Origin of the sequence: Erythrobacter sanguineus (genome assembly GCF_900143235.1) — a bacterium.
Taxonomy (GTDB): Bacteria; Pseudomonadota; Alphaproteobacteria; order Sphingomonadales; family Sphingomonadaceae; genus Erythrobacter; species Erythrobacter sanguineus.
The window spans coordinates 90,273-108,642 of sequence record NZ_FRDF01000003.1 but is presented as its reverse complement, the minus strand read 5'-3'; the positions used below and the strand labels follow the sequence as shown (position 1 = coordinate 108,642).

General features: G+C 58.3%; 16 protein-coding genes and 1 tRNA gene. 5 read left to right on the top strand and 12 right to left on the bottom strand.

All coding sequences use genetic code 11. The features are described from left to right. Positions 1 to 39 precede the first annotated feature (39 nt). Both BUA05_RS02970 and BUA05_RS02965 read right to left on the bottom strand, forming a co-directional pair. On the bottom strand, positions 40 to 1,275 hold the full coding sequence (locus tag BUA05_RS02970; protein WP_072673179.1) for a dihydroorotase: 1,236 nt from the start codon (positions 1,273 to 1,275) through the stop codon (positions 40 to 42). Beyond that, positions 1,272 to 2,288 carry an aspartate carbamoyltransferase catalytic subunit gene (locus BUA05_RS02965; RefSeq protein ID WP_072673178.1) on the bottom strand — a complete coding sequence of 339 codons (1,017 nt, stop codon included), beginning with the start codon at positions 2,286 to 2,288 and terminating at the stop codon, positions 1,272 to 1,274. The genes BUA05_RS02970 and BUA05_RS02965 overlap by 4 nt, the downstream gene beginning before the upstream one ends. A gap of 119 nt (positions 2,289 to 2,407) precedes the next feature. Between BUA05_RS02965 and sppA the strand changes: the two genes are divergently transcribed. Then, a complete protein-coding gene (gene sppA, locus BUA05_RS02960) occupies positions 2,408 to 4,300 on the top strand; it encodes a signal peptide peptidase SppA (protein ID WP_072673177.1) in 1,893 nt (630 codons plus the stop codon). Positions 4,301 to 4,418: 118 nt separating this feature from the next. Further along, a tRNA-Val gene (locus tag BUA05_RS02955) sits at positions 4,419 to 4,493 on the top strand. A gap of 313 nt (positions 4,494 to 4,806) precedes the next feature. Here BUA05_RS02955 and BUA05_RS14450 read toward each other — a convergent pair. The 6 genes from BUA05_RS14450 to BUA05_RS02930 all read right to left on the bottom strand — a co-directional run bounded on the left by BUA05_RS14450 (position 4,807) and on the right by BUA05_RS02930 (position 10,642). Continuing rightward, positions 4,807 to 5,109 carry a hypothetical protein gene (locus BUA05_RS14450; protein WP_143150247.1) on the bottom strand — a complete coding sequence of 101 codons (303 nt, stop codon included), beginning with the start codon at positions 5,107 to 5,109 and terminating at the stop codon, positions 4,807 to 4,809. 17 nt (positions 5,110 to 5,126) lie between these two features. Continuing rightward, on the bottom strand, positions 5,127 to 5,900 hold the full coding sequence (locus tag BUA05_RS02950) for a hypothetical protein (RefSeq protein WP_072673176.1): 774 nt from the start codon (positions 5,898 to 5,900) through the stop codon (positions 5,127 to 5,129). 1 nt (position 5,901) lies between these two features. After that, positions 5,902 to 6,711 carry a hypothetical protein gene (locus BUA05_RS02945; RefSeq protein WP_072673175.1) on the bottom strand — a complete coding sequence of 270 codons (810 nt, stop codon included), beginning with the start codon at positions 6,709 to 6,711 and terminating at the stop codon, positions 5,902 to 5,904. A 3-nt stretch (positions 6,712 to 6,714) separates the two neighbouring features. Further along, positions 6,715 to 8,667, bottom strand: coding sequence for a hypothetical protein (locus tag BUA05_RS02940; protein WP_072673174.1), 1,953 nt, complete (start codon positions 8,665 to 8,667; stop codon positions 6,715 to 6,717). Between the two features lie 15 nt (positions 8,668 to 8,682). Then, a complete protein-coding gene (locus BUA05_RS02935) occupies positions 8,683 to 8,904 on the bottom strand; it encodes a hypothetical protein (RefSeq protein ID WP_072673287.1) in 222 nt (73 codons plus the stop codon). Between the two features lie 175 nt (positions 8,905 to 9,079). After that, positions 9,080 to 10,642 (bottom strand): DNA cytosine methyltransferase, encoded by a 1,563-nt coding sequence (locus BUA05_RS02930; RefSeq protein WP_072673173.1) that lies wholly within the window; start codon positions 10,640 to 10,642, stop codon positions 9,080 to 9,082. A gap of 68 nt (positions 10,643 to 10,710) precedes the next feature. On the opposite strand from BUA05_RS02930, the gene BUA05_RS15095 reads away from it, so the two are divergent. Both BUA05_RS15095 and BUA05_RS02920 read left to right on the top strand, forming a co-directional pair. Further along, entirely contained in the window at positions 10,711 to 11,043 is a 333-nt protein-coding gene (locus BUA05_RS15095) for a hypothetical protein (protein ID WP_143150246.1), read from the top strand. A gap of 56 nt (positions 11,044 to 11,099) precedes the next feature. Continuing rightward, the gene (locus tag BUA05_RS02920) at positions 11,100 to 11,885 is read left to right on the top strand and encodes a hypothetical protein (protein WP_143150245.1); all 786 of its coding nucleotides are present in this window, start codon (positions 11,100 to 11,102) and stop codon (positions 11,883 to 11,885) included. A gap of 23 nt (positions 11,886 to 11,908) precedes the next feature. Here BUA05_RS02920 and BUA05_RS14445 read toward each other — a convergent pair whose 3' ends face one another. From BUA05_RS14445 to BUA05_RS02905, 4 genes are all read right to left on the bottom strand, one after another. Then, entirely contained in the window at positions 11,909 to 12,091 is a 183-nt protein-coding gene (locus BUA05_RS14445; protein ID WP_143150244.1) for a hypothetical protein, read from the bottom strand. A gap of 110 nt (positions 12,092 to 12,201) precedes the next feature. After that, complete coding sequence (locus BUA05_RS02915) at positions 12,202 to 13,605, bottom strand: hypothetical protein (RefSeq protein ID WP_143150243.1); 1,404 nt, start codon at positions 13,603 to 13,605, stop codon at positions 12,202 to 12,204. Further along, positions 13,602 to 13,844, bottom strand: coding sequence for a helix-turn-helix transcriptional regulator (locus BUA05_RS02910; protein ID WP_072673169.1), 243 nt, complete (start codon positions 13,842 to 13,844; stop codon positions 13,602 to 13,604). The genes BUA05_RS02915 and BUA05_RS02910 overlap by 4 nt, the downstream gene beginning before the upstream one ends. Positions 13,845 to 14,072: 228 nt before the next feature. Next, entirely contained in the window at positions 14,073 to 15,296 is a 1,224-nt protein-coding gene (locus BUA05_RS02905) for a site-specific integrase (protein WP_072673168.1), read from the bottom strand. Between the two features lie 423 nt (positions 15,297 to 15,719). Here BUA05_RS02905 and BUA05_RS02900 point away from each other — a divergent pair, with 423 nt between their 5' ends. Continuing rightward, positions 15,720 to 18,347, top strand: coding sequence for a M14 family metallopeptidase (locus BUA05_RS02900; protein WP_072673286.1), 2,628 nt, complete (start codon positions 15,720 to 15,722; stop codon positions 18,345 to 18,347). The last annotated feature ends 23 nt before the right edge of the window (positions 18,348 to 18,370 follow it).

The window sequence follows — 18,370 nt, the reverse complement described above, 5'->3', positions numbered from 1 at the left end:
ACTGCTCCCGGAAAGGCTCATGCTTTTCCGGGAGCTTTTCTATTTGCCGAGAGCGACGCCGCCCTTCCACAGGCCCAGCACCCGGCCCTGCGCGCCCTGCCGGTCAAACGGGGTGTTGTCGGCGGTCGCTGCCATCTTGCGGCGGTCGATGATCCACGGCGCGTCGGCATCGATCAGCGCAAGATCGGCCTCGTGCCCTTCGGCAAGCACGCCCGCAGGCACGCCAAGCAGCCGCGCCGGGTTGCGCGCCAGCAAGTCAAACACGCGCGGGATATCGATCACCCCGTCACGCACCAGATTGAGCACTATCGCCAGCAGCGTCTCGGCCCCGGCCATGCCCGGCGCGGCATCGGCAAAGGGCAGACGCTTGTCCTCGGCCCCGCGCGGATCATGGCCGCTGGCAATCACATCGACAGTTCCGTCGGCAATCGCAGCCAGCGCGGCCTGCCGGTCAGCCTCGCTGCGCAAGGGGGGCGAAAGGCGGGTGAAGGTGCGGTAATCGGCAGTCGCCAGATCGGACAGCATGAAATGTGCTGGCGTGATGCCGCAGGTAACCGGAAGCCCCCGCTCCTTGGCCGCCTTGACCAGCGAAAACCCGGTCGCGGTCGTCACCTGCCGGAAATGCAGCCGCGCGCGCGCCAGTTCGGCCAGGGCGATATCGCGGGCGATGGCCAGCGCCTCGGCCTCGGCGGGCGCGGCGGGAAGGCCCAGCCGGGTCGCAATCTCGCCCGATGTCGCCACCGCCGCCCCCGTCAGCCCGGCATCCTCGGCATGGGCAACCACCACCAGATCGAGCATGGCGGCATATTGCAGCAGCCGCAGCATCACGCCCGAATCCGCGATCCAGCGCCGCCCGGTGGCAATCCCGCGCGCACCGGCCTGCTGCATCAGCGCCAGCTCGGCCAGCTCTGCCCCTTCCAGCCCGCGGGTCGCCGCAGCCAGCGGATGCACCCACAGATCGGGCTTGCCGCTTTTCGCGATGAAGCCGACCCGGCTCGGCAGATCAAGCGCGGGCGACTGGTCCGGCATCAGCGCCGCGCGGGTGATCCCGCCGAAATGAAACGCCGGCTTGTCGACCGCGAACACGCCCAGATCGACAAGGCCCGGCGCCAGCAGTTTGCCGCGCGCGTCGATCGTCCCGTCGCCTTCCTGCGCGGCCACGTCCGTGCCAAGCGACGCAATCACGCCATCGGCGCATCGCAGCGCGCCTGCCACCACGCCTTGCGGCGTGACCAGCTGCGCATTGGCAATCGTCAGCGGCCGCGCCTGCTTCATGCCCAGCCCTCCAGCCCGCGCGTCTCGCGGGTGAGGATATCGAGGCACGCCATGCGGATCGCCACGCCCATTTCGACCTGCCGCGTGATCAGCGAACGGCCAGCCATGTCGGCGACCTCGCTGTCGATCTCCACACCCCGGTTCATCGGTCCGGGATGCATCACCAGCGCATCCGGACGGGCCAGCGCAAGCCGTTCCATCGTCAGCCCGTATAGGTGGCGGTATTCGCGCGCCGAAGGGATGAACTGCCCGCTCATCCGTTCCGACTGGAGCCGCAGCATCATCACCGCGTCGGCCCCGTCAAGCGCTGCGTCAAAGCGGTCGAACACCTCAACCCCTGTCGCCTCTATCCCAGCCGGCATCAGCGCGGGCGGTGCGCAGACGCGCACAATTGCACCCAATGCGGTCAGGCACAGGATGTTCGAGCGCGCCACCCGGCTGTGCAGGATATCGCCGCAGATCACGACCTTGAGGCCGGTGAAATCATCCGCCGCCTCGCCCCGTTCGCGCAAGGCATGGCGCAGGGTCAGCGCATCAAGCAAGGCTTGCGTCGGGTGTTCGTGGCTGCCGTCACCCGCGTTCAGAACCGGGCAATCAACCATGTCCGCAATCAGCCCGGTTGCCCCTGACGAACCATGCCGGATCACGATGGCATCGGCGCGCATCGCGTTCAGCGTGATCGCGGTATCGATCAGCGTCTCGCCCTTCTTCACGCTGGATGTGGCGGCGTGCATGTTGACCACGTCCGCCCCCAGCCGCTTGCCCGCGATCTCGAAGCTCAGCAGCGTGCGGGTCGAATTCTCGAAGAAGGCGTTGATGATCGTCAGGCCCGAAAGCAGGTCGGTGTGCTTGGCGCTCTGGCGGTTCAACTGCACCCATTGTTCGGCCTGTTCGAGCAGATACAGGATCTCGTGCCGTTCAAGCTGGGCAATGGCGGTGAGATTGCGATGCGGGAACGCCAACCGCCCCGCCGGAAAGCGGCCCGAAGGCGGGATAGGATCGCTCGCACTCATTGAGACCACGCCCTTAGTCGAGGCCCATCGGCCACTCAACCCATTCCATCAGTGCTTTGCCATGGAAGTTATGCACCACAAGGTCTAGATCTGCCCATATAGGCCAAAAGGGATGATTGATGAGTTTTGTCGGCAAGGTGTGGAAAGTGCTCGTCGGGGTCAAGGACGGGCTGGTGCTGTTGTTGATGCTGCTGTTCTTCATCGCGCTGTTCGGCATCCTGTCATCCCGTCCCAGCGCCGGCCAGGTGCGCGACGGCGCCTTGCTGATCGATCTGTCGGGCTTCGTGGTCGAGGAAAAATCGGCGATTGATCCGATCGCCGCCCTGCTGAGCGGTTCGGCCCCGGTTGAGGAATTCCGCGCCCGCGATCTTGTCCGCGCGCTGGATGCAGCCGCCACCGATGATCGGATCAAGGCGGTGGTGATCGACATGACCACCTTCATCGGCGGCGGTCAGGTGCACCTGACCGAAATCGGCGAGGCGATGGACCGCGTGCGCGCGGCGAAAAAACCGGTGCTGACCTTCGCGCTCGGCTATGGGGATGATCACATGCTGCTGGCTGCCCATGCCAACGAGGTCTGGCTTGACCCGCAAGGCGCGGCGCTGGTCAGGGGGCCGGGCGGCAATTTCCTGTTCTTCGGCGATCTGCTCAGAAAGATCGGGGTCAATGCCCGGGTCTATCGCGCGGGTGAATACAAGTCCGCGACCGAACCCTATTCGCGCAATTCGCTCTCCGATGAGGCCCGGCAGGATTTCACCGCGCTTTACGGCGCGCTGTGGGAAGAATGGCAGGCCAATGTCAGAAAGGCGCGGCCCAAAGCCGATCTCGCGCAGGTAACCGGCAACACGGCAGCCTGGATCGATGCCGCCGGCGGCGATCTTGCAAAAGCGGCGCAGGCGGCCGGTCTGGTCGACAAGCTGGGCGACCGGGTGGCCTTCGGCGCGCGGGTTGCTGCAATCGCCGGCAAGGACCGGTTCAGCGACAAGCCCGGCGCCTTTGCCGCAAGCGACCTCGGCGCGTTCCTCGCCGATCTCGGCGCCGAACGCAGCGGCAAGGCGATCGGCGTGGTCACCATCGCGGGCGAGATTGTCGATGGCGAGGCCGGCCCCGGGGTTGCGGGCGGGACGCGGATTGCCGATCTGCTTGACGAGGCGCTCGACGATGATCTCGCCGCGCTGGTGGTGCGGGTGGATTCACCGGGCGGTTCGGCCATCGCGTCCGAGGAAATCCGCCGCGCGATCCAGCGCCACCATGATCGCAAGATTCCGGTGGTGGTATCCTTTGCCAATGTCGCGGCAAGCGGCGGCTATTGGGTCGCGACCGCCAGCGACCGGATTTTCGCCCAGCCCGAAACCATCACCGGCTCGATCGGCGTCTTCGCCGTGATCCCGACCTTCGAACAGGCGGCGCAGAAGATCGGGGTGAGCACCGATGGCCATCGCACCACGCCGCTGTCCGGTCAGCCCGATATCATCAGCGGCTTCTCCCCAGAGATGGACGCGGTGCTGCAGGCCGGCGTTGCCTCAAGCTACCGCGATTTCGTCACCCGCGTGTCAAAATCGCGGGGGCTGACAACCGAGCGGGTCGACGCCATCGGGCAAGGGCGTGTCTGGGACGGCGGCGCGGCGCGGCAGGTTGGCCTGATCGACCAGTTTGGCGGGCTGGAAGATGCGCTGGCCTGGGCGGCAGAGCAGGCGAAGCTCGAAAAGGGCAAGTGGCATCCGGTGTTCCTCGGCGAAAAGGAGGCCAATTTCGATCCGCTGATCCGGCGACTGCTGACCAGTGAGGCCCGCAGCCACGCGGTGGCGCAAGGTGGGGACCCGTTCGCGCTCGTCGCCCGCCAGCAGGGCCAACTCGCCGCCCGCCTGACGCTTCACACCGAACGGATGATGGGCACGAGCGGGGTGCAGGCCCTCTGCCTCGAATGCCCGGCCCACGCGCAGCCATCCGCAGCCGGCGGGGCCAAGCTGATGGGGTGGGCGGATCTGGTCAGGCTGCTCGCGGCCGATTGAACCGCGACCAGCTGAAACCGGCCGAAAAAGCGGCCGGTCAAGGATCGCCAACGCTTGCCAAGCGCGCACGACCACAGTAAAGGCGCGCCCCTGTCCCGGCCTCACGGCCCAGCCGGACGGGCGCGTAGCTCAGCGGTAGAGCACACCCTTCACACGGGTGGGGTCACAGGTTCAATCCCTGTCGCGCCCACCATCTTTTTCAATGGCTTAGACCTTGAGATTTTGATGGATTCTTTTTTACCCCACCGCATCCCCACCTCTTCATGGGGAAATGTCGCTTTGCACTAGGGGGGGGGGAGGGGAAATTCTGGCAGTATGCTACGGCGTAAAGAGTCGTCTATCGACCCAGAGAAAAATTCCAAAAAAAACGACTGGCGATTCCTCATCAAGGCTTCTTAACATCCGAAGATGGGCCTTACCGATAAAGCCTCGCAGATCCTCTCTTACATCAGAGTGGTCAGATGCTGGCGCAATACAGCATGGAGGCATTCAGTAGCCCGATAGGCTTAAGCAGACTTCGACGGGTCCGAGTGATCACGATCTGACATCAATTTGTTCGATTGATGGCTTCGAACCGACCAATGTTGATCATCGGCATTCTGCTGAACCAGCCCTTCCGCCTCGAGCATCGCCAGCAACGTTCTAGAGATATGACCCTCATGTCCCTTATGGCCAGCATAGATCCCAAGCGAGCGTCCGATGGCCGCATTCGACATGCCACTAGGCACTTTCCGAAGCAGGGATAGGACGGCCGCCTTGAGCTCAGCGATTGCCAGTTGAGCTTGCCGGTACTCATCGCTGTTATTCATTCCGACACCCCTAGTATTTATTTCGTACTGATCGATGATCGCCAGCCGTCAAACTCGGAAGGCAGCAATGCGTAGATTTCGTCTTTGCCCATCGATTGAAGATCGTAATTCATCTGAAGCTGTTTAGCGATTTTAGTGGCGAGACGCCTAGCGCTCCCAGGCGTGGCTTTCCCTAGGGCATTTCGCTTCATCTCTCCGGTTTTCGGATCGATGTACATTTCTACTGCTGCTTTCATTAGCCCTTTCGACGAGAGAAAATCGCGATCCTGCGTGTAGAGCTGCTCAATTGCATCCGAGTGAGCATATGCAGGCCGAGAGAGGAAAAACATTGCAACCTCTTCGCCAAAAGCCCGACGCAGCCAGAACGCCATGAAAGCGAGGTGGCGGTAGTACCTGAACTTTTGATATTCGACGGGAATATAGCGATAGGAGCTCCAAAGCTTCGAGCGACCGCCACTCATTTGCGGTTCGAGCAGCTGCCGAAGATAAATTGCTGAAATCCATGCCCAGAGCCCAACGTTGGAATGCTGCACTATCGAAAGGTCCGATGGCAGAACCTGCGAAAGATAATCCCCCATATGGAAGCGGTCTTTGAACTGGATTTTCGGATCTATTTCCTCGCCACCCGGGACAGGGACAATCATTTCAGGATCGTTTGCGATTGCATCCACTTCTGAGAAAAATGGTTCGGTCACCAGCGCTGGCTTCCGCGGCTCAACCTTCTCGCGCTCCTCTTCAATCAATGCCTTGAATGCCTCGATGCCCTGATAGTTGAATTGACGTAGCTCCATGTCAGATCAGCTCCTCAAGGAGGGTTTTCCCATTCCGCCATTTCCTGTCAGCAAAGGCCGTTACGATCTTTTCGACAAGCTCCAGACGCTCTTCGATCCCATCTTCGAGCTCGGCATCGTCACCGCGAAGAGGGAACTCGAGAACCTGCTCGACAAAAGTGAGCCATTCATCCGCTCGAGGCTGATCTTCGATCAGGTCGAGATCATCGTTTCTCAGCAATATGCCTGTCATCACCGCCCGCAGGATCTCTGGAAACACATGGGCCGCGAAGTAGGGCCTTTCCTTCGATTTCTCGAAGTATGAACGGTTAATGAAAATCATCGGTCCCTCAGAAGGCCAAGTCACCGCCCATATCCTCGACCCTAGGCTATCCGACTTGTTTAGATCTAAGAACCCACTCGTAACGAGAGATCCTTCATTGGGACCCGAGCCAGTCTTCAGATTGAAAGGCGAGGTCGCTGCCAGCAGTACGCCTTGAGTTTCCTCTTCCTTGGAAACCAGCTTGAGACGAAATTCCAAGACCACATTATCGGGACATTCCTCGAGAACGAATTCCTGGGCTGCTCCGCCCGAAGGCAGCTCGAGCCGTTGCGTGTTCCCAAGGAAAAGAACATCGAGGACGAGCACCCGTTTCGCAGCTGGGTCAACTCGAGTCTCCTTGAGAATACCAGCCTCATCCCATTGGACCTTCAGAGTGACCGTGTCGGAAGTACGACTGATCTGCTCCACGAAGAATAGCTCGGGTTTCTGCTTGATCCGCTTGCGGTTAGTGTAATTCCACTTGTCTACAAAAGTTGTGCGGACTGCCATCGATCACCCTCCTACCTTAAGGTCGGTCTTAATCAGGAGGTCACGATGCTTGTCAAAGCCGCTCACGACCACCTCGAACTCGGAAGCCAGCACTTCGATTTCGAGCTTGTTCCCCGAGCGAGCGCATATCTTGGTTGCACCGAGTGGTGAGGCCTCTACCTCAATTGTTTCGGCGAAATCAAAGTCGATCGAGGAGTAGTCCTTGAAAGACCGCGCATTCCCGCCGACCGACAGATAGGCAGCTTTGAGCTTGATCGTGAGAGGAAAGACAAGACCTTCTTCCTTCATAAGCTCGTCAATGTCCTTTACGGGCACGATGGCAAAACCGGTCTTCGCTGGCTCTCTTTCCACCCTCACAAGCTCAGCCGAGCGTTCGGGTTTTGGTGGCGTGGGCTTGTCTGTCTTCTTGCCTTTATTTTTGGTTGTGCTCTTTCCAGGATCGCTCGACGGCTTACTGATCGAGAAGATATCAGCGGCAAAATTCTCAAGCTTTTCTTTTTCTTCGTCCTCACCCACGAGGATGCGATAGAGTTCCCTTGCCGCATCCATTACAAAGCGAAGTGGCCAATCCGATTTGAACTTCTTTTGTTCGTTCAGCTTGCCAAGGAGCCATTTCGTGTGAGCAGGCCCCTCGGCAAGTCCAAGATAATCGGACATTTCACGGTCCTCGACGATCACGAAGCAACTCCCGAAACTCCCGGTTATGTTGTCTCGCTGATCGGAGATGATAATGCCATTACGGATGAACTGAGTGGCTCCATTGCGACTGCTTTCCGTCGCCGCCTGAAGGAACACCTCAAAGACACCAGTAACGGACTGGCCAACCAATGGCACCAGCTCCACGCTGAACTGGGCGCCAACCATTTCACCCTTTTCGAAGGAGGATTTAATCAGATTGAGATTGTCGACGGTGAAGCAAGATGCCTTAAGCGTGGCTCGCTTGTCGCTCTCCTCCACTCCATCAACAATTGGCTGAATACCCGGAAAATAGTTCTGGTGCCCCTCCTTCATCACCATCACGGAGCGAGCACGTTCAATTAGCAGAGTGAGCTTTTCCGCCTTCAACTTGTCCTTCAAGGCAATGATTGCGCCATCGATAGTGTCGACCGAGACATGCGTTTGATGACCGGAGACGACATCGCGGATTGATACAGTGAGGTTGCCGCGGAGAATCGGCCAGTAATAATCCTCAAGCACCGCCTCCAGCATGGCGTCATGCCCAATGCTGGAATGCACGGCTGGTATCAGTACCGAGAGACCGTAATCCTTTCGGTCCAGCCCAAAGGTATTGGAGAATGAGTCAATCGTTCCATTGTCGTCGAGGGGAAGGAACCTCTTGCCATCATCTGCGGTCTTACCGAACCTACCGTAACCTAGATAGCTGCAGCCGCAAAGCTGGTGGAAAGGAAGGTTGGAGAAACCGATCATGAATGATTGATTGTCATCATGGCGCTTCGTGATTGCCCAGAATGTGGACATGCCCGAAACCCGCGTGAGTGTCGTCTTGCCGACGCCATGGTTACCCAGCGTGCCCTTGCCCTTCCCGGTTATCCCCTCGTTCCACCAGAACCCGACGAAGTTGCTGCCCGAAAGCGCCTTATCCTTGTCGATTGAGCCCGTCAGGCCTTTCGTACCGTAATCCTCGATTGCCAAACATCGAATGAGCTTACCTTCGTGATCTTCTGCGTATCGACCAAGATCGTCGCAGTTGGCGTGATCGTTGAGGTTGAGGCCATCGTCTTGGGTTGATGCAAAAGGCTCGATCTCATCCCAACCATGTTGAGAAAGGGAGAACCTTACGTGCACCGGACCATCATGGTCGTCTCTCTTTGCATCCAGTGAGTTCTGAATTGCCTCTCTAACGACCGAAGTCGCTGCATTCTGCGCGCTGAAAAATTCGTCCAGCTTCGATTTTCGATTGCTGTCAAAGGGACCGGATTTTGGAAATACCCACATGAAGCAGTTCACCCATCAGAGCTTGAATTCACCACGGGCTTGCGTCCCGCTTTCGGCAAAGCGCTTTCTCGAGGACTCGAGCGCCTCCTGAAGCGCGCGGAACATCTTCCGCACATCATCGTCAGTGTACTCATACGCATTTCTGTTACAAAGATTTCCAACCAACTGGATATCCTTGAGCGCCTTGTTCACTCTGTTTTCAGCCAATCGTATAAATTTTTGACGCTTTTCCGACATAATTCGCCTCCACTGATCGCAATAGATCATATTTTGGCGATATTTTCAACACATATGATAAACATTTTGCAAATGTGCATATCTTGCTCGCAGCGATTGGGCCCGGAACATACGACAATTTGAATTTAATGCTTTGCAATAATTAAGAAAAAGCAAATCCCGCCTCTTCGCCTGCTTATGGATCCGCGGCAACTGAACTGGCCTCAAGTGCAGCATGCAGCAGCCGGGCAATCTGGAATGCAAGGTAGGGCGGCACCGCATTGCCAACCTGCACGTATTGTTGCGTGCGATTACCCAGGAACAGATAGTCATCAGGAAAGGTCTGAAGTCGCGCGGCCTCACGGACGGTCAGGCTCCTGCACTGAGCAGGATCCGGATGGATGAAGTAATGTCCATCTTTCGAGATATGGCTCGTAACTGTTGTAGCCGGCTCATTGTCCAATTGGACCCTGAAGCGATCGGCGAACTTGCCAGATGCCCAATTCTCGTGATCGGGGGCTAGTTCGGAAGGAAACTCGCTTGCCTTTGGACTCCTGCCATGGGCCCTACCGAAGGCCGACACGAAAAGGTAACGGGCAAGGTCGCTTTGCATATGACCGCGTGTCTGGTGCTGCGCGAGCGCTCGCAACTCGTCGTTCTCCAACCACTGCATGAGCGGGTCGTTCGACTTGCCGTATTCGGCAGGAAGAATTCGGCTTGTCCGGGCCGTGGCAGCTTGTTCATCCATTCTTGCTGCAGCCTCCTCAAGGGCCGTCTCCAGGTCCGAATCACCCTCTTGACTGGCAAGTTTGGCCAAAAATTCGGCAGCCTTCAAAACAGTCTTTGACCACGCCTCGGTGCCGTCAAACTTTTGTGGACTTATCCCACTCCTCAGAGAAGCAAGGCCTCCGATTGCTTGTTCAACTCTTGCGCCCCTCGGACTGGGAAGCGTGATCGAGGCACCCACTGCGCAGGCGGCTAGATCAGAGCGAATGCCAACAATGATGACGCGATGCCGCTTCTGGGGCACACCGAAATTCTCGGCCCTGACAATGAAGTCACGGGGATTCCTTGCTGCTTTCAGCTTGATCTGATCGCCCTCGAGAGAAATTGCCCTAAGCTCATACAGCGCCTTACCCTCGTGCCCCAGCGAAGCGAGGTCCCCCAAGAGCATCTCGAACACGCGCTGGTCTTTCACCATGGCGGAGAGCATGCCCTTGACGTTTTCCATGACGAAGATCGCAGGACGAAGCCGATCGAGCACGCGGATATACTCTCTGAAAAGGAAGTGCCGCTCATCCTGTTCAGGCACATAGTCCTTCTTGCCCTTTGACCGGGCCCGACCGACCAACGAATACGCCTGACAGGGCGGACCGCCGATCAGAATGGTCTCGGCGTATGCCAGTCTGATGAGGTCGATTGCGAGATCGATCTCTTGCGCTGCCTGTTCCGTTCCGAGTTCAAGCTTGCGAGCCTCGGAACATGCGTGCAGCCAAGCTTCGGCATCAACCTGTTCCCAGTCAGGTTCCTCCCGCTCCCCAGCATGGAAGGCGATGTATTCTTCGGGTAGGATCCCATGACGTTCTCGATATTCCCGGAGAAAGGCGCGAAGCGTCAGCGTCCTATGCGCCGACGCTTCCTTCTCGACCGAAATCCCGATCCGGAAAGGGTGATGCAAATCCACCTCAAGCGCAGCAAATCCTTCGCCAAGACCACCAGGTCCAGCAAACAAATCAATCACGCCATAGGTCGAAGGCAACGACGGCTCCTCACAAATTCAGCTAGTCTGGCGACATACCAGGTTCTGGAGGCAAGGGCAGTCACAACGTGGCTGCTGTGGTGGACAAGCAAATTAGGTCTCGGATGATGGCCCGGATACGTTGCAAGGATACGAAGCCCGAGATCAGGCTACGCAAGACATTACAAGCAATGGCTTTCCGGCTCCAGGTTCATAACAAGCGGCTGCGTCGTCGTCTCGACATTACTCTGCCGAAATGGCCGGTCACCATCGAGGTTCATGGCTGCTTCTGGCATCGTCATGAAGGCTGTCGCTATGCGTCACTTCACAAAAACGGCGTAACATCCACTATCAAGGCATCGAGTGGATCAGATCAAAGGCTCTGGGGGCGACGACCTTTCAGCCAACGAAAATTCGAGTAAACAGTATATTAAAGCTTCTGAGTGACCTTAAGCGCGACTAAAGCACGGAGGCCTAAATGACTTTCACCAGCACATTTAAGACGGTGTCTGCGATGGCCTGCGCCTTCGCGGCCCTGACTGTCGCACCAGTGGTTCAAGCGAAAGACCAGTATAATTTCAATTTCAACTCCGCCCAAGGGCAAACGGTATCGTGGAACAAAGGAGTTCAATATGTCGATGGTATAACACCGGAAACCGTAGTCCGTGTCATCAACTCAAAGGATCAGCTTCCGGACAATCAAACTACTTTCCGCGTGATTGTGCTCAACACCAGCGAAGCCTCTATCTTTGTCAGTCCCGAAAACATCTGGATCGAAGATGCCGATGGTGGCCGGTTCACTATGCTAAGCGCCGAAGAACTTGAGGGGCGGCACCGCCGAGACGTCAAGAGGCGTCAAGCGTTGGCTGTGTTTGCAGGTGCAATGGCAGCCGGCTCGGCAAATGGCCAAACAAGCGGGAGTTTTAACTATAGCGGTACGACGTCCAACGGCACCTCCTTCAGTGGCTTTGGTACCTACTCAGCTTATGATCCGGTTCTCGCTATGCATGAACAAATAGCAGCGGCGGAACAAAGCCAAGCAACGTTCAATGCGATTCAAGTCCGGCAACTCGCAGGTATTGAGGCATTGAATGGAATGCTCAGGCAAACGACTTTGCAACCAGGCGAGGTAACTAGCGGAATTTTGGCATTTGATCCTCCTCGGAAGTTGCGCAAAGCGATGGGCCGAGGCCCTGTGACCATTGTCGTCAAGGTTGGTTTGTCCGAGCATAGATTCGCAGCCAAGCTTGCCGAGCTCCCTTAGGACGGCTTTAGGGTCGGCAGCTCTCAGCCATCGATCTTTTTGCCTGAACCAGCCCGAAACCCGCCATTTTCGGTGATCTTGGCAATCTGGCAATCGATCACGCGGACTCTGGGCGGCGCTTTGCAGACTGCCGCTTTCCGCCCGATCAGCAGCAGCGCGTGATTAAACAAGAGATACAAAGGGAACGCAAGCTCCAGCATAGCCAACACTGGTAATCCAGGCTGGATTCACTAGACTCTTGCGCCCCAAGGCGGCTCAGAACTGGCCTTAATGTTTCTGTTTATTGAAGTCGGCCATGGGTGGTGTCATGATTTATTTAATTAATCACTGGATTAAAACAAAATTTATTAAAATATGAATTATTCATTTCAAATATCAATTGGTCTTTATTTTCTTTTGCAACCAAGAATGAGTCATGGATAGGAAGTGCCAATATCCCCTTCTCCATCAAATTTGAGATTATGGTAAGCGCCAAATCTGAATCCGCTCGTTGCAATCTCAAGCCTGATCCGCCACCGAACGCGTCGGCGATGTGCGGATGCGCCTGCTCGATCATGGCCCGTACGTCCCGCCTGAGAAATGGCTTGAATGTGAAGCCTTCAATCCTTGCCAACTCCGGTGCTCCACCTTCATCGCCATTTATCAACGCCTGCATCAACCGCTTTACGCCTTCACGAAAGTGTTCCGGCGCAAGTCCATTCTCCTCGGCATACGCAACCAGAGGCGCGATGGCGTATGGATCATCCCGATAATCGATACCCTTCTCGTGATAGAGCATTCGAATGGCACAACCGGAGTAATCCGCCTCGACCGTCGGCCTACCGTCGATAGTGATCTTAGCCCTGACATGCTTTGGAGCTCCAATCCACCAGCCACCATACAGCCGCCCACCCTGGGTAAAGGACGCGTTGTTGAACATGCGGTATAGGTCAGTCTTAAAGAGCTCAGGCTTGACCAATTTCGGTTTACCCTCGTTCCGAGAGTCGTTGACCTTTTTCACCCAGCCAGCTAGCTCAATTTCTGAAGGCTCGATTGCCAAATTATGGCGGGCAACGAAGGCATTGTAGGCAGCAAGCTGCTTCGCCCAACTTTCGGTTTCAGGGTTGTGCTCGAAAGTGATCTCTGGTCCGCCCGCATTGGCCTCACGCAGCCTTATAAGCCGTTCTGAAGGCAGTTTGGACGTCAAGCTATGCAGCACCACCCCAACCTGTTCGGAGAGCTCCAAAAGGCTATGAGAGAGGCTGTAGGTGGACGATGCGTCACCCCATTTCCCTCGCCTCGTGTATAGGAGGCCAAGCGATGCCATTTGATCGACGGTCCGCGCCAAGGCCCTAGCGGACAACCAGCGCGGTTCCTTGCCGTAGAAGCCAGAAGTTCTGCGATAGGCGACTAGCGGCGGGTCACGATGAAAACGGCATGCTAAACCATTTGCAAGAATGGCACGCACAAGCCTTTCCTGCCTGAGTTTGCCACTCTCAGGTTGGCGACGCTTGCGCGGGTTTCCAACCTGCCTGGCCGCTTCGATCTTGTCGAATACGGCACGGGTCAGCAGATCGCCCTCCGGATTACGAAGATCGATTGATGAAACAAGCCATGTTCCATGTGTGCATGGCTCAATTTTTGCTCGTACGCGCTGTGCCTCAATGGCGTCAGGTTGGATGCTAGATTGATCAACGAATGCGGCGAAGGGGGTCGTATCGGGGCGAGAAAAGGCGTTCACGCAGCCTCTCCGCCATTTTGAGCAGCAATCGCCGCAATAAACTCTTCAACCTCGGAGGCGAGATACCGAGGGCACCTGCCGATGTATCGGGGGTCGATCGTCAAGATATGGGGCAAGCCCTTGGCACGCTTGTGCCTTTGCACCCTTACCCATGACGGCGACAAGCTGAGTTTCCGGGCAACTTCTTTATCGTTGAAAAAGCTGGGCTTTGCATTTGGGTGAGTGGTTCTAATCTGCATTATTTCTCCATTGCTTGGACGAGGAAAAGCCCCGTTCAAAAGCGGGCTGCTTCGAACGGAGCAATGGCTCTATGGTTTTGTGAATGGAAAGGAGTTTTCTCTCCCTTCCTATGATATATTATATCATAATTGTTCAGAAATGTCAAGTGAATTCTGAACGCGGTCGCAAAAATGCGTTTAGCCTGACCTGCTTCGCCGACTGCCAAACTAGACTTTGCTAGACAATGCCTAGCTCAGCCTTACCTCCGTTGCTTCCGCAAACCTCGCCGCAGCCTCTTTGTCTCCCCTGTCCACCGCATAGTGTTTCGCCAACATAGCAGTGCCGCTATGGCCAAGCCGTCCGGCGATGGTGCGTGGGTCAATGCCATTGCTCATAAGGATCGTAGCGTGACTGCGTCGCAGATCGTGCAATCGTACGTCCTTGAGGCCTGTCGCTTTCCACAGAGCCCGAAGGTTCCGCTTCAAGGTTGCCATAGAAAGAGGGAATAGCCGATCATCCTCCGGGTCGCGCGGCAACTCCCGTAGCGCAGCAAGAATCGCCTTCATTTCTGGAGTACAGCTGACAAAACGCGACTTGTTGCTCTTGGTGTTGAGCACCTCAACCACTGTGTGATCCTGATCCACTTCGCGGATGTTTTCCCAGCGCAAGGCTAAGATCTCCGCACGTCGCATTCCAGAGTTATACGCCCACGCAATAAAGTGCCTCAACCACCCTCTGATCCGATGCGGCGTTTGCTCTCGCCGCTCTTCTTGCTCCCACTCGATCCGATCACAGGTGGCAAGGATTACATTATACTCTTCCGCCGTGATGAAGCGTTGTCGAGCTTCGGCACCCTTGGGCTTGTCAGCGAGTGTCGCAGGGTTCCGATCGATGAGACCATTTTTTACTGCATCGTTCATAATGGCGTTAAAAGTATTCAACTCGCGCTGAACGGTAGCGGGCTTGAGCGTTGCCCTTTGATTGCCAATCCACCTGTTGACGTCGCCAACGGCGATAGCATCAAGCGCCATCTTCCCGAAGGCGGGAATCAATGACCGGTTCACGTTGCCCTGGGTGACGCCGAAACTCTTGAGCATTGTCTTCTTGCGATCCAACCATTCAGCCGCGTAGGTGGCAAAGGATGGCATTTGGACAGCCTCAAGCGGCTCTCCGTGGTCGGCAAGCCTTTGCAGCCGGTCTCGCTCCTGAATCAATTCCTGCCATGTCCATGACGAGCGCTTGCCCTTCTTGATTTCGACAGAGCCCCCAGCGGGTACCATACGGCCGTTGTAACTGCCGCCGTGGGGTAGCCTGATCTTGAGCCATACCGTGCAGCCCGTGGCGCCCTTAAACAGGCCGATGCCGTGAAGGTATTTCGGGCGCTTCGCCATCACGTTCGGCAGTTCTGCCTCAAAACGATCAAACTCAGAAAAGCGACGGGGACGTCCTGCTGGACGTTTAGGTTGTTGCATTGATGGGGTCACTCCTTGTTGACCGAGCCCCACAATTCTCATAGTGGGGTACTCAGTGGGGTATGGTAATATTATACCACAAAAAGGCTCAAAAGTCTACCCCACTCTTTCCCCACTGGCAACGCCCATAAACCCAAGTGACGAGCAAAAACCCTATTAACACAGATATTTCATGAGCGGCGGAAATCTGGGAACGGCAGTAACGAACTACAACCCCAGTAACATCTACATCCACCCTTCACACGGGTGGGGTCACAGGTTCAATCCCTGTCGCGCCCACCATTTCTGCCAGTTCCGGCGCGGATAGTGGCCTGTTCTGCATGCGCCCCTATAAGCCAAACGCCCCTCCATGCTTGACCGCGCAGGCGACTTCGCGGCAAGGCTCGTGGTGGACGGGATGCGATGAACAAGCGGGAACAGCGAATGCGCAACAATCTTTGGGGCCGGTGCCTCCTCATGCTGGCCGCCATCTGGGCCATGACGCAACCTGCCGGGGCGCAGTCCTTCGTGGAAGGCAGCTTTGATCCTGCCATCCCGACCCTGACCGACACTGTCGGCCATGCGCCCGGCACCCGCATTACCTCGCCCGATCAGACCTATGCCTATCTCAAGGCGCTGGTTGCCGCTGCGCCGGATCGCACGCGGATGGTGCAATATGCCACCAGTTGGGAAGGTCGCCCGCTTTATTACGTGATCCTGTCCGCGCCGGAAAACATCGCCCGGCTTGACGCGATTCAGGCCGACCTTGCCAATGTCGCCGCGGGGCGCGGGTCGAACGGGGCGGCGCTGCCGGTGACGTGGCTGGCCTATGGTGTCCACGGCAACGAGATATCCTCGACCGATGCTGCGCTGATGACCGCCTATCACCTGCTCGCCGCGCAAGGCGATGAACGCGCCGCGCGGATCATGGCCGAAACCATCGTGGTGATCGATCCGATGCAGAACCCTGATGGACGCGCGCGGTTCGTGAACAATTTCCTCGCCGCGAGCGGGATCGATCCTGCTGCCGACCGGCAAGCCGCCGAGCATGACGAACCCTGGCCGAGCGGGCGGGTCAACCACTACATGTTCGATCTCAACCGCGACTGGTTCACGCTGTCCCAGCCCGAAACCCGCGGCAAGATCGCCGCGATCCGCAGCTGGAACCCGGTGGTGGTGGTCGACCTGCATGAAATGGGCGGCGACAACACCTATTTCTTCTCCCCCGCAGCCCAGCCCTTCAACCCCAATCTCACCGCCGCGCAGCAACGCGCCTACGAAGTGATCGGGCGGGCCAATGCCGCCACGTTTGATGCAATGGGTGAGCCCTATTTCACGCGCGAGGTCTATGACCTGTTCTATCCCGGTTATGGCGACACCTGGAATGCGCATCAGGGCGCGATCGGCAGCACCTATGAACAGGGATCGGCGCGCGGGCTGGTGTTCGCGCGGCGCGACGGGACCGAGCTGACCTATGCCGACGGGGTGCGTAACCACTTCGCCGCCAGCCTTGCGACCGCAGGCGCGGTGGCTGACAACCCGCAGCGGTTCCTGTCGGATTTCGCCCAGTACCGCGCCGCCAATGCCAGCGGGACAGCCGGGCGCGGGGCCTATCTGATCGACCTGTCGAAACGGCGCTGGAATGCCGAAAGCCTGGGGCGGCGGCTGGCCGCGCAGGGCATCACCGTGCTGCGCCGCGATGGGACGGTGAGCGCCTGCGGACGCAGCTTCCCGCAGGGCTATCTTGCCATCCCGCAAGCCCAGCCGGCCGCGCGGCTGGTGCGCAGCCTGCTTGACCGCGACACGCCCTTGCCGCCCGATTTCCTTGCAGAACAGGAACGCCGCCGGTCGCAGGATCTGCCGCACGAACTGTATGATGTCACGGCATGGTCGGTCGGGCTGATGTCGGGCGCGGATGTGACGCTGTGCAAGGCGGCCGCCACTGGCGCAGCGCTTTCGCCCGATGCCCCGATTGCCCCGCTTTCCGAAGGTTCGGGTGCCTTTGCCGTGGCCGTGCCGTGGAACGACAGCGGGCAGGCGCGGTTTGTCACGCTGGCGCTGCGCGAAGGGATCGAGGCCCGCGTTACCGACAAGGCCTTTACCACGGCAGGCCGCACCTTGCCGCGCGGCACCGTGGTGTTCCCGGCTGGCAGCAACACGCCGGAACAGATGGCCCGCCTTGCCGCGCTCGCCAGCGAAGTCGGCGCGCATACGGTGGCGCTTGATTCGGGCTGGGTCGATGACGGCCCCAACCTTGGCAGCGACAGCTTCGTGCGGCTGACCATGCCGCGTGTCGCCATCGCATGGGACGACGGTATCTCGCAATTGAGTGCGGGCGCGATGCGCTATGTGCTCGAACGGCGGCTCGGCCTGGCGGTCACCCCGATCCGCACCCAGCGGCTGGCCCGCGCGGACCTTTCCGATTATGATGTGTTGCTGGTGCCCGAAGGCAATCCTTCGGCGGCACTGGGCGAAGCCGGACAACGCACCATCCGCGATTTCGTGCGCAAGGGCGGTGTGCTGGTGGCGGTGGGCGACAGCGTCGAAACCTTCAGCGGCGGCGACAGCCCGATGCTTGCCGTCAAGCGCGAGGCCGCGCTGGGACGCGAGCCGGGCGAGGCCGGCAAGGATGGTGACACTTCGCTGGCCGAGGCGGTCGAAATCGCGACCGACGCCGATTATCGCGAGGTGATCAAGGATCAGCGCGCCCTGCCCGATACCCTGCCCGGCGCGCTGCTGAATGTCGTGGCGCAGCGCGATCACTTCCTTTCCGCCGGTTACGATGGCGGGGCGGTGGTGCTGGCGACAGGCACGCGGATCTTCACGCCGCTGGGCCGTGACGACGGGGTCAACGTGCTGCGCTTTGCCGCGCCGGAGGACCTTATCGCCAGCGGCTATGTGTGGGACGAGAACCGGCGGCAGCTGGCCTACAAGCCATACCTGATGGCGCAGCGGCAGGGACGCGGGCTGGTGGTGGGCTTTGCCCATGATCCCTCGACCCGCGCCTATCTCGACGGGCTCGACCTGCTGATTGCCAACGCGGTGCTGGTTGCGCCGTCGCGGGTTCGCTGAGGCTAGGCTAAACGCGCGGATTG

Coding starts and splice junctions, on each gene's coding strand:
- BUA05_RS02970 (WP_072673179.1), bottom strand. CDS start 1,275: ATGAAGCAGGCGCGGCCGCTGACGATTGCCAATGCGCAGCTGGTCACG.
- BUA05_RS02965 (WP_072673178.1), bottom strand. CDS start 2,288: ATGAGTGCGAGCGATCCTATCCCGCCTTCGGGCCGCTTTCCGGCGGGG.
- sppA (WP_072673177.1), top strand. CDS start 2,408: ATGAGTTTTGTCGGCAAGGTGTGGAAAGTGCTCGTCGGGGTCAAGGAC.
- BUA05_RS14450 (WP_143150247.1), bottom strand. CDS start 5,109: ATGAATAACAGCGATGAGTACCGGCAAGCTCAACTGGCAATCGCTGAG.
- BUA05_RS02950 (WP_072673176.1), bottom strand. CDS start 5,900: ATGGAGCTACGTCAATTCAACTATCAGGGCATCGAGGCATTCAAGGCA.
- BUA05_RS02945 (WP_072673175.1), bottom strand. CDS start 6,711: ATGGCAGTCCGCACAACTTTTGTAGACAAGTGGAATTACACTAACCGC.
- BUA05_RS02940 (WP_072673174.1), bottom strand. CDS start 8,667: ATGTGGGTATTTCCAAAATCCGGTCCCTTTGACAGCAATCGAAAATCG.
- BUA05_RS02935 (WP_072673287.1), bottom strand. CDS start 8,904: ATGTCGGAAAAGCGTCAAAAATTTATACGATTGGCTGAAAACAGAGTG.
- BUA05_RS02920 (WP_143150245.1), top strand. CDS start 11,100: ATGACTTTCACCAGCACATTTAAGACGGTGTCTGCGATGGCCTGCGCC.
- BUA05_RS02910 (WP_072673169.1), bottom strand. CDS start 13,844: ATGCAGATTAGAACCACTCACCCAAATGCAAAGCCCAGCTTTTTCAAC.
- BUA05_RS02905 (WP_072673168.1), bottom strand. CDS start 15,296: ATGCAACAACCTAAACGTCCAGCAGGACGTCCCCGTCGCTTTTCTGAG.
- BUA05_RS02900 (WP_072673286.1), top strand. CDS start 15,720: ATGCGCAACAATCTTTGGGGCCGGTGCCTCCTCATGCTGGCCGCCATC.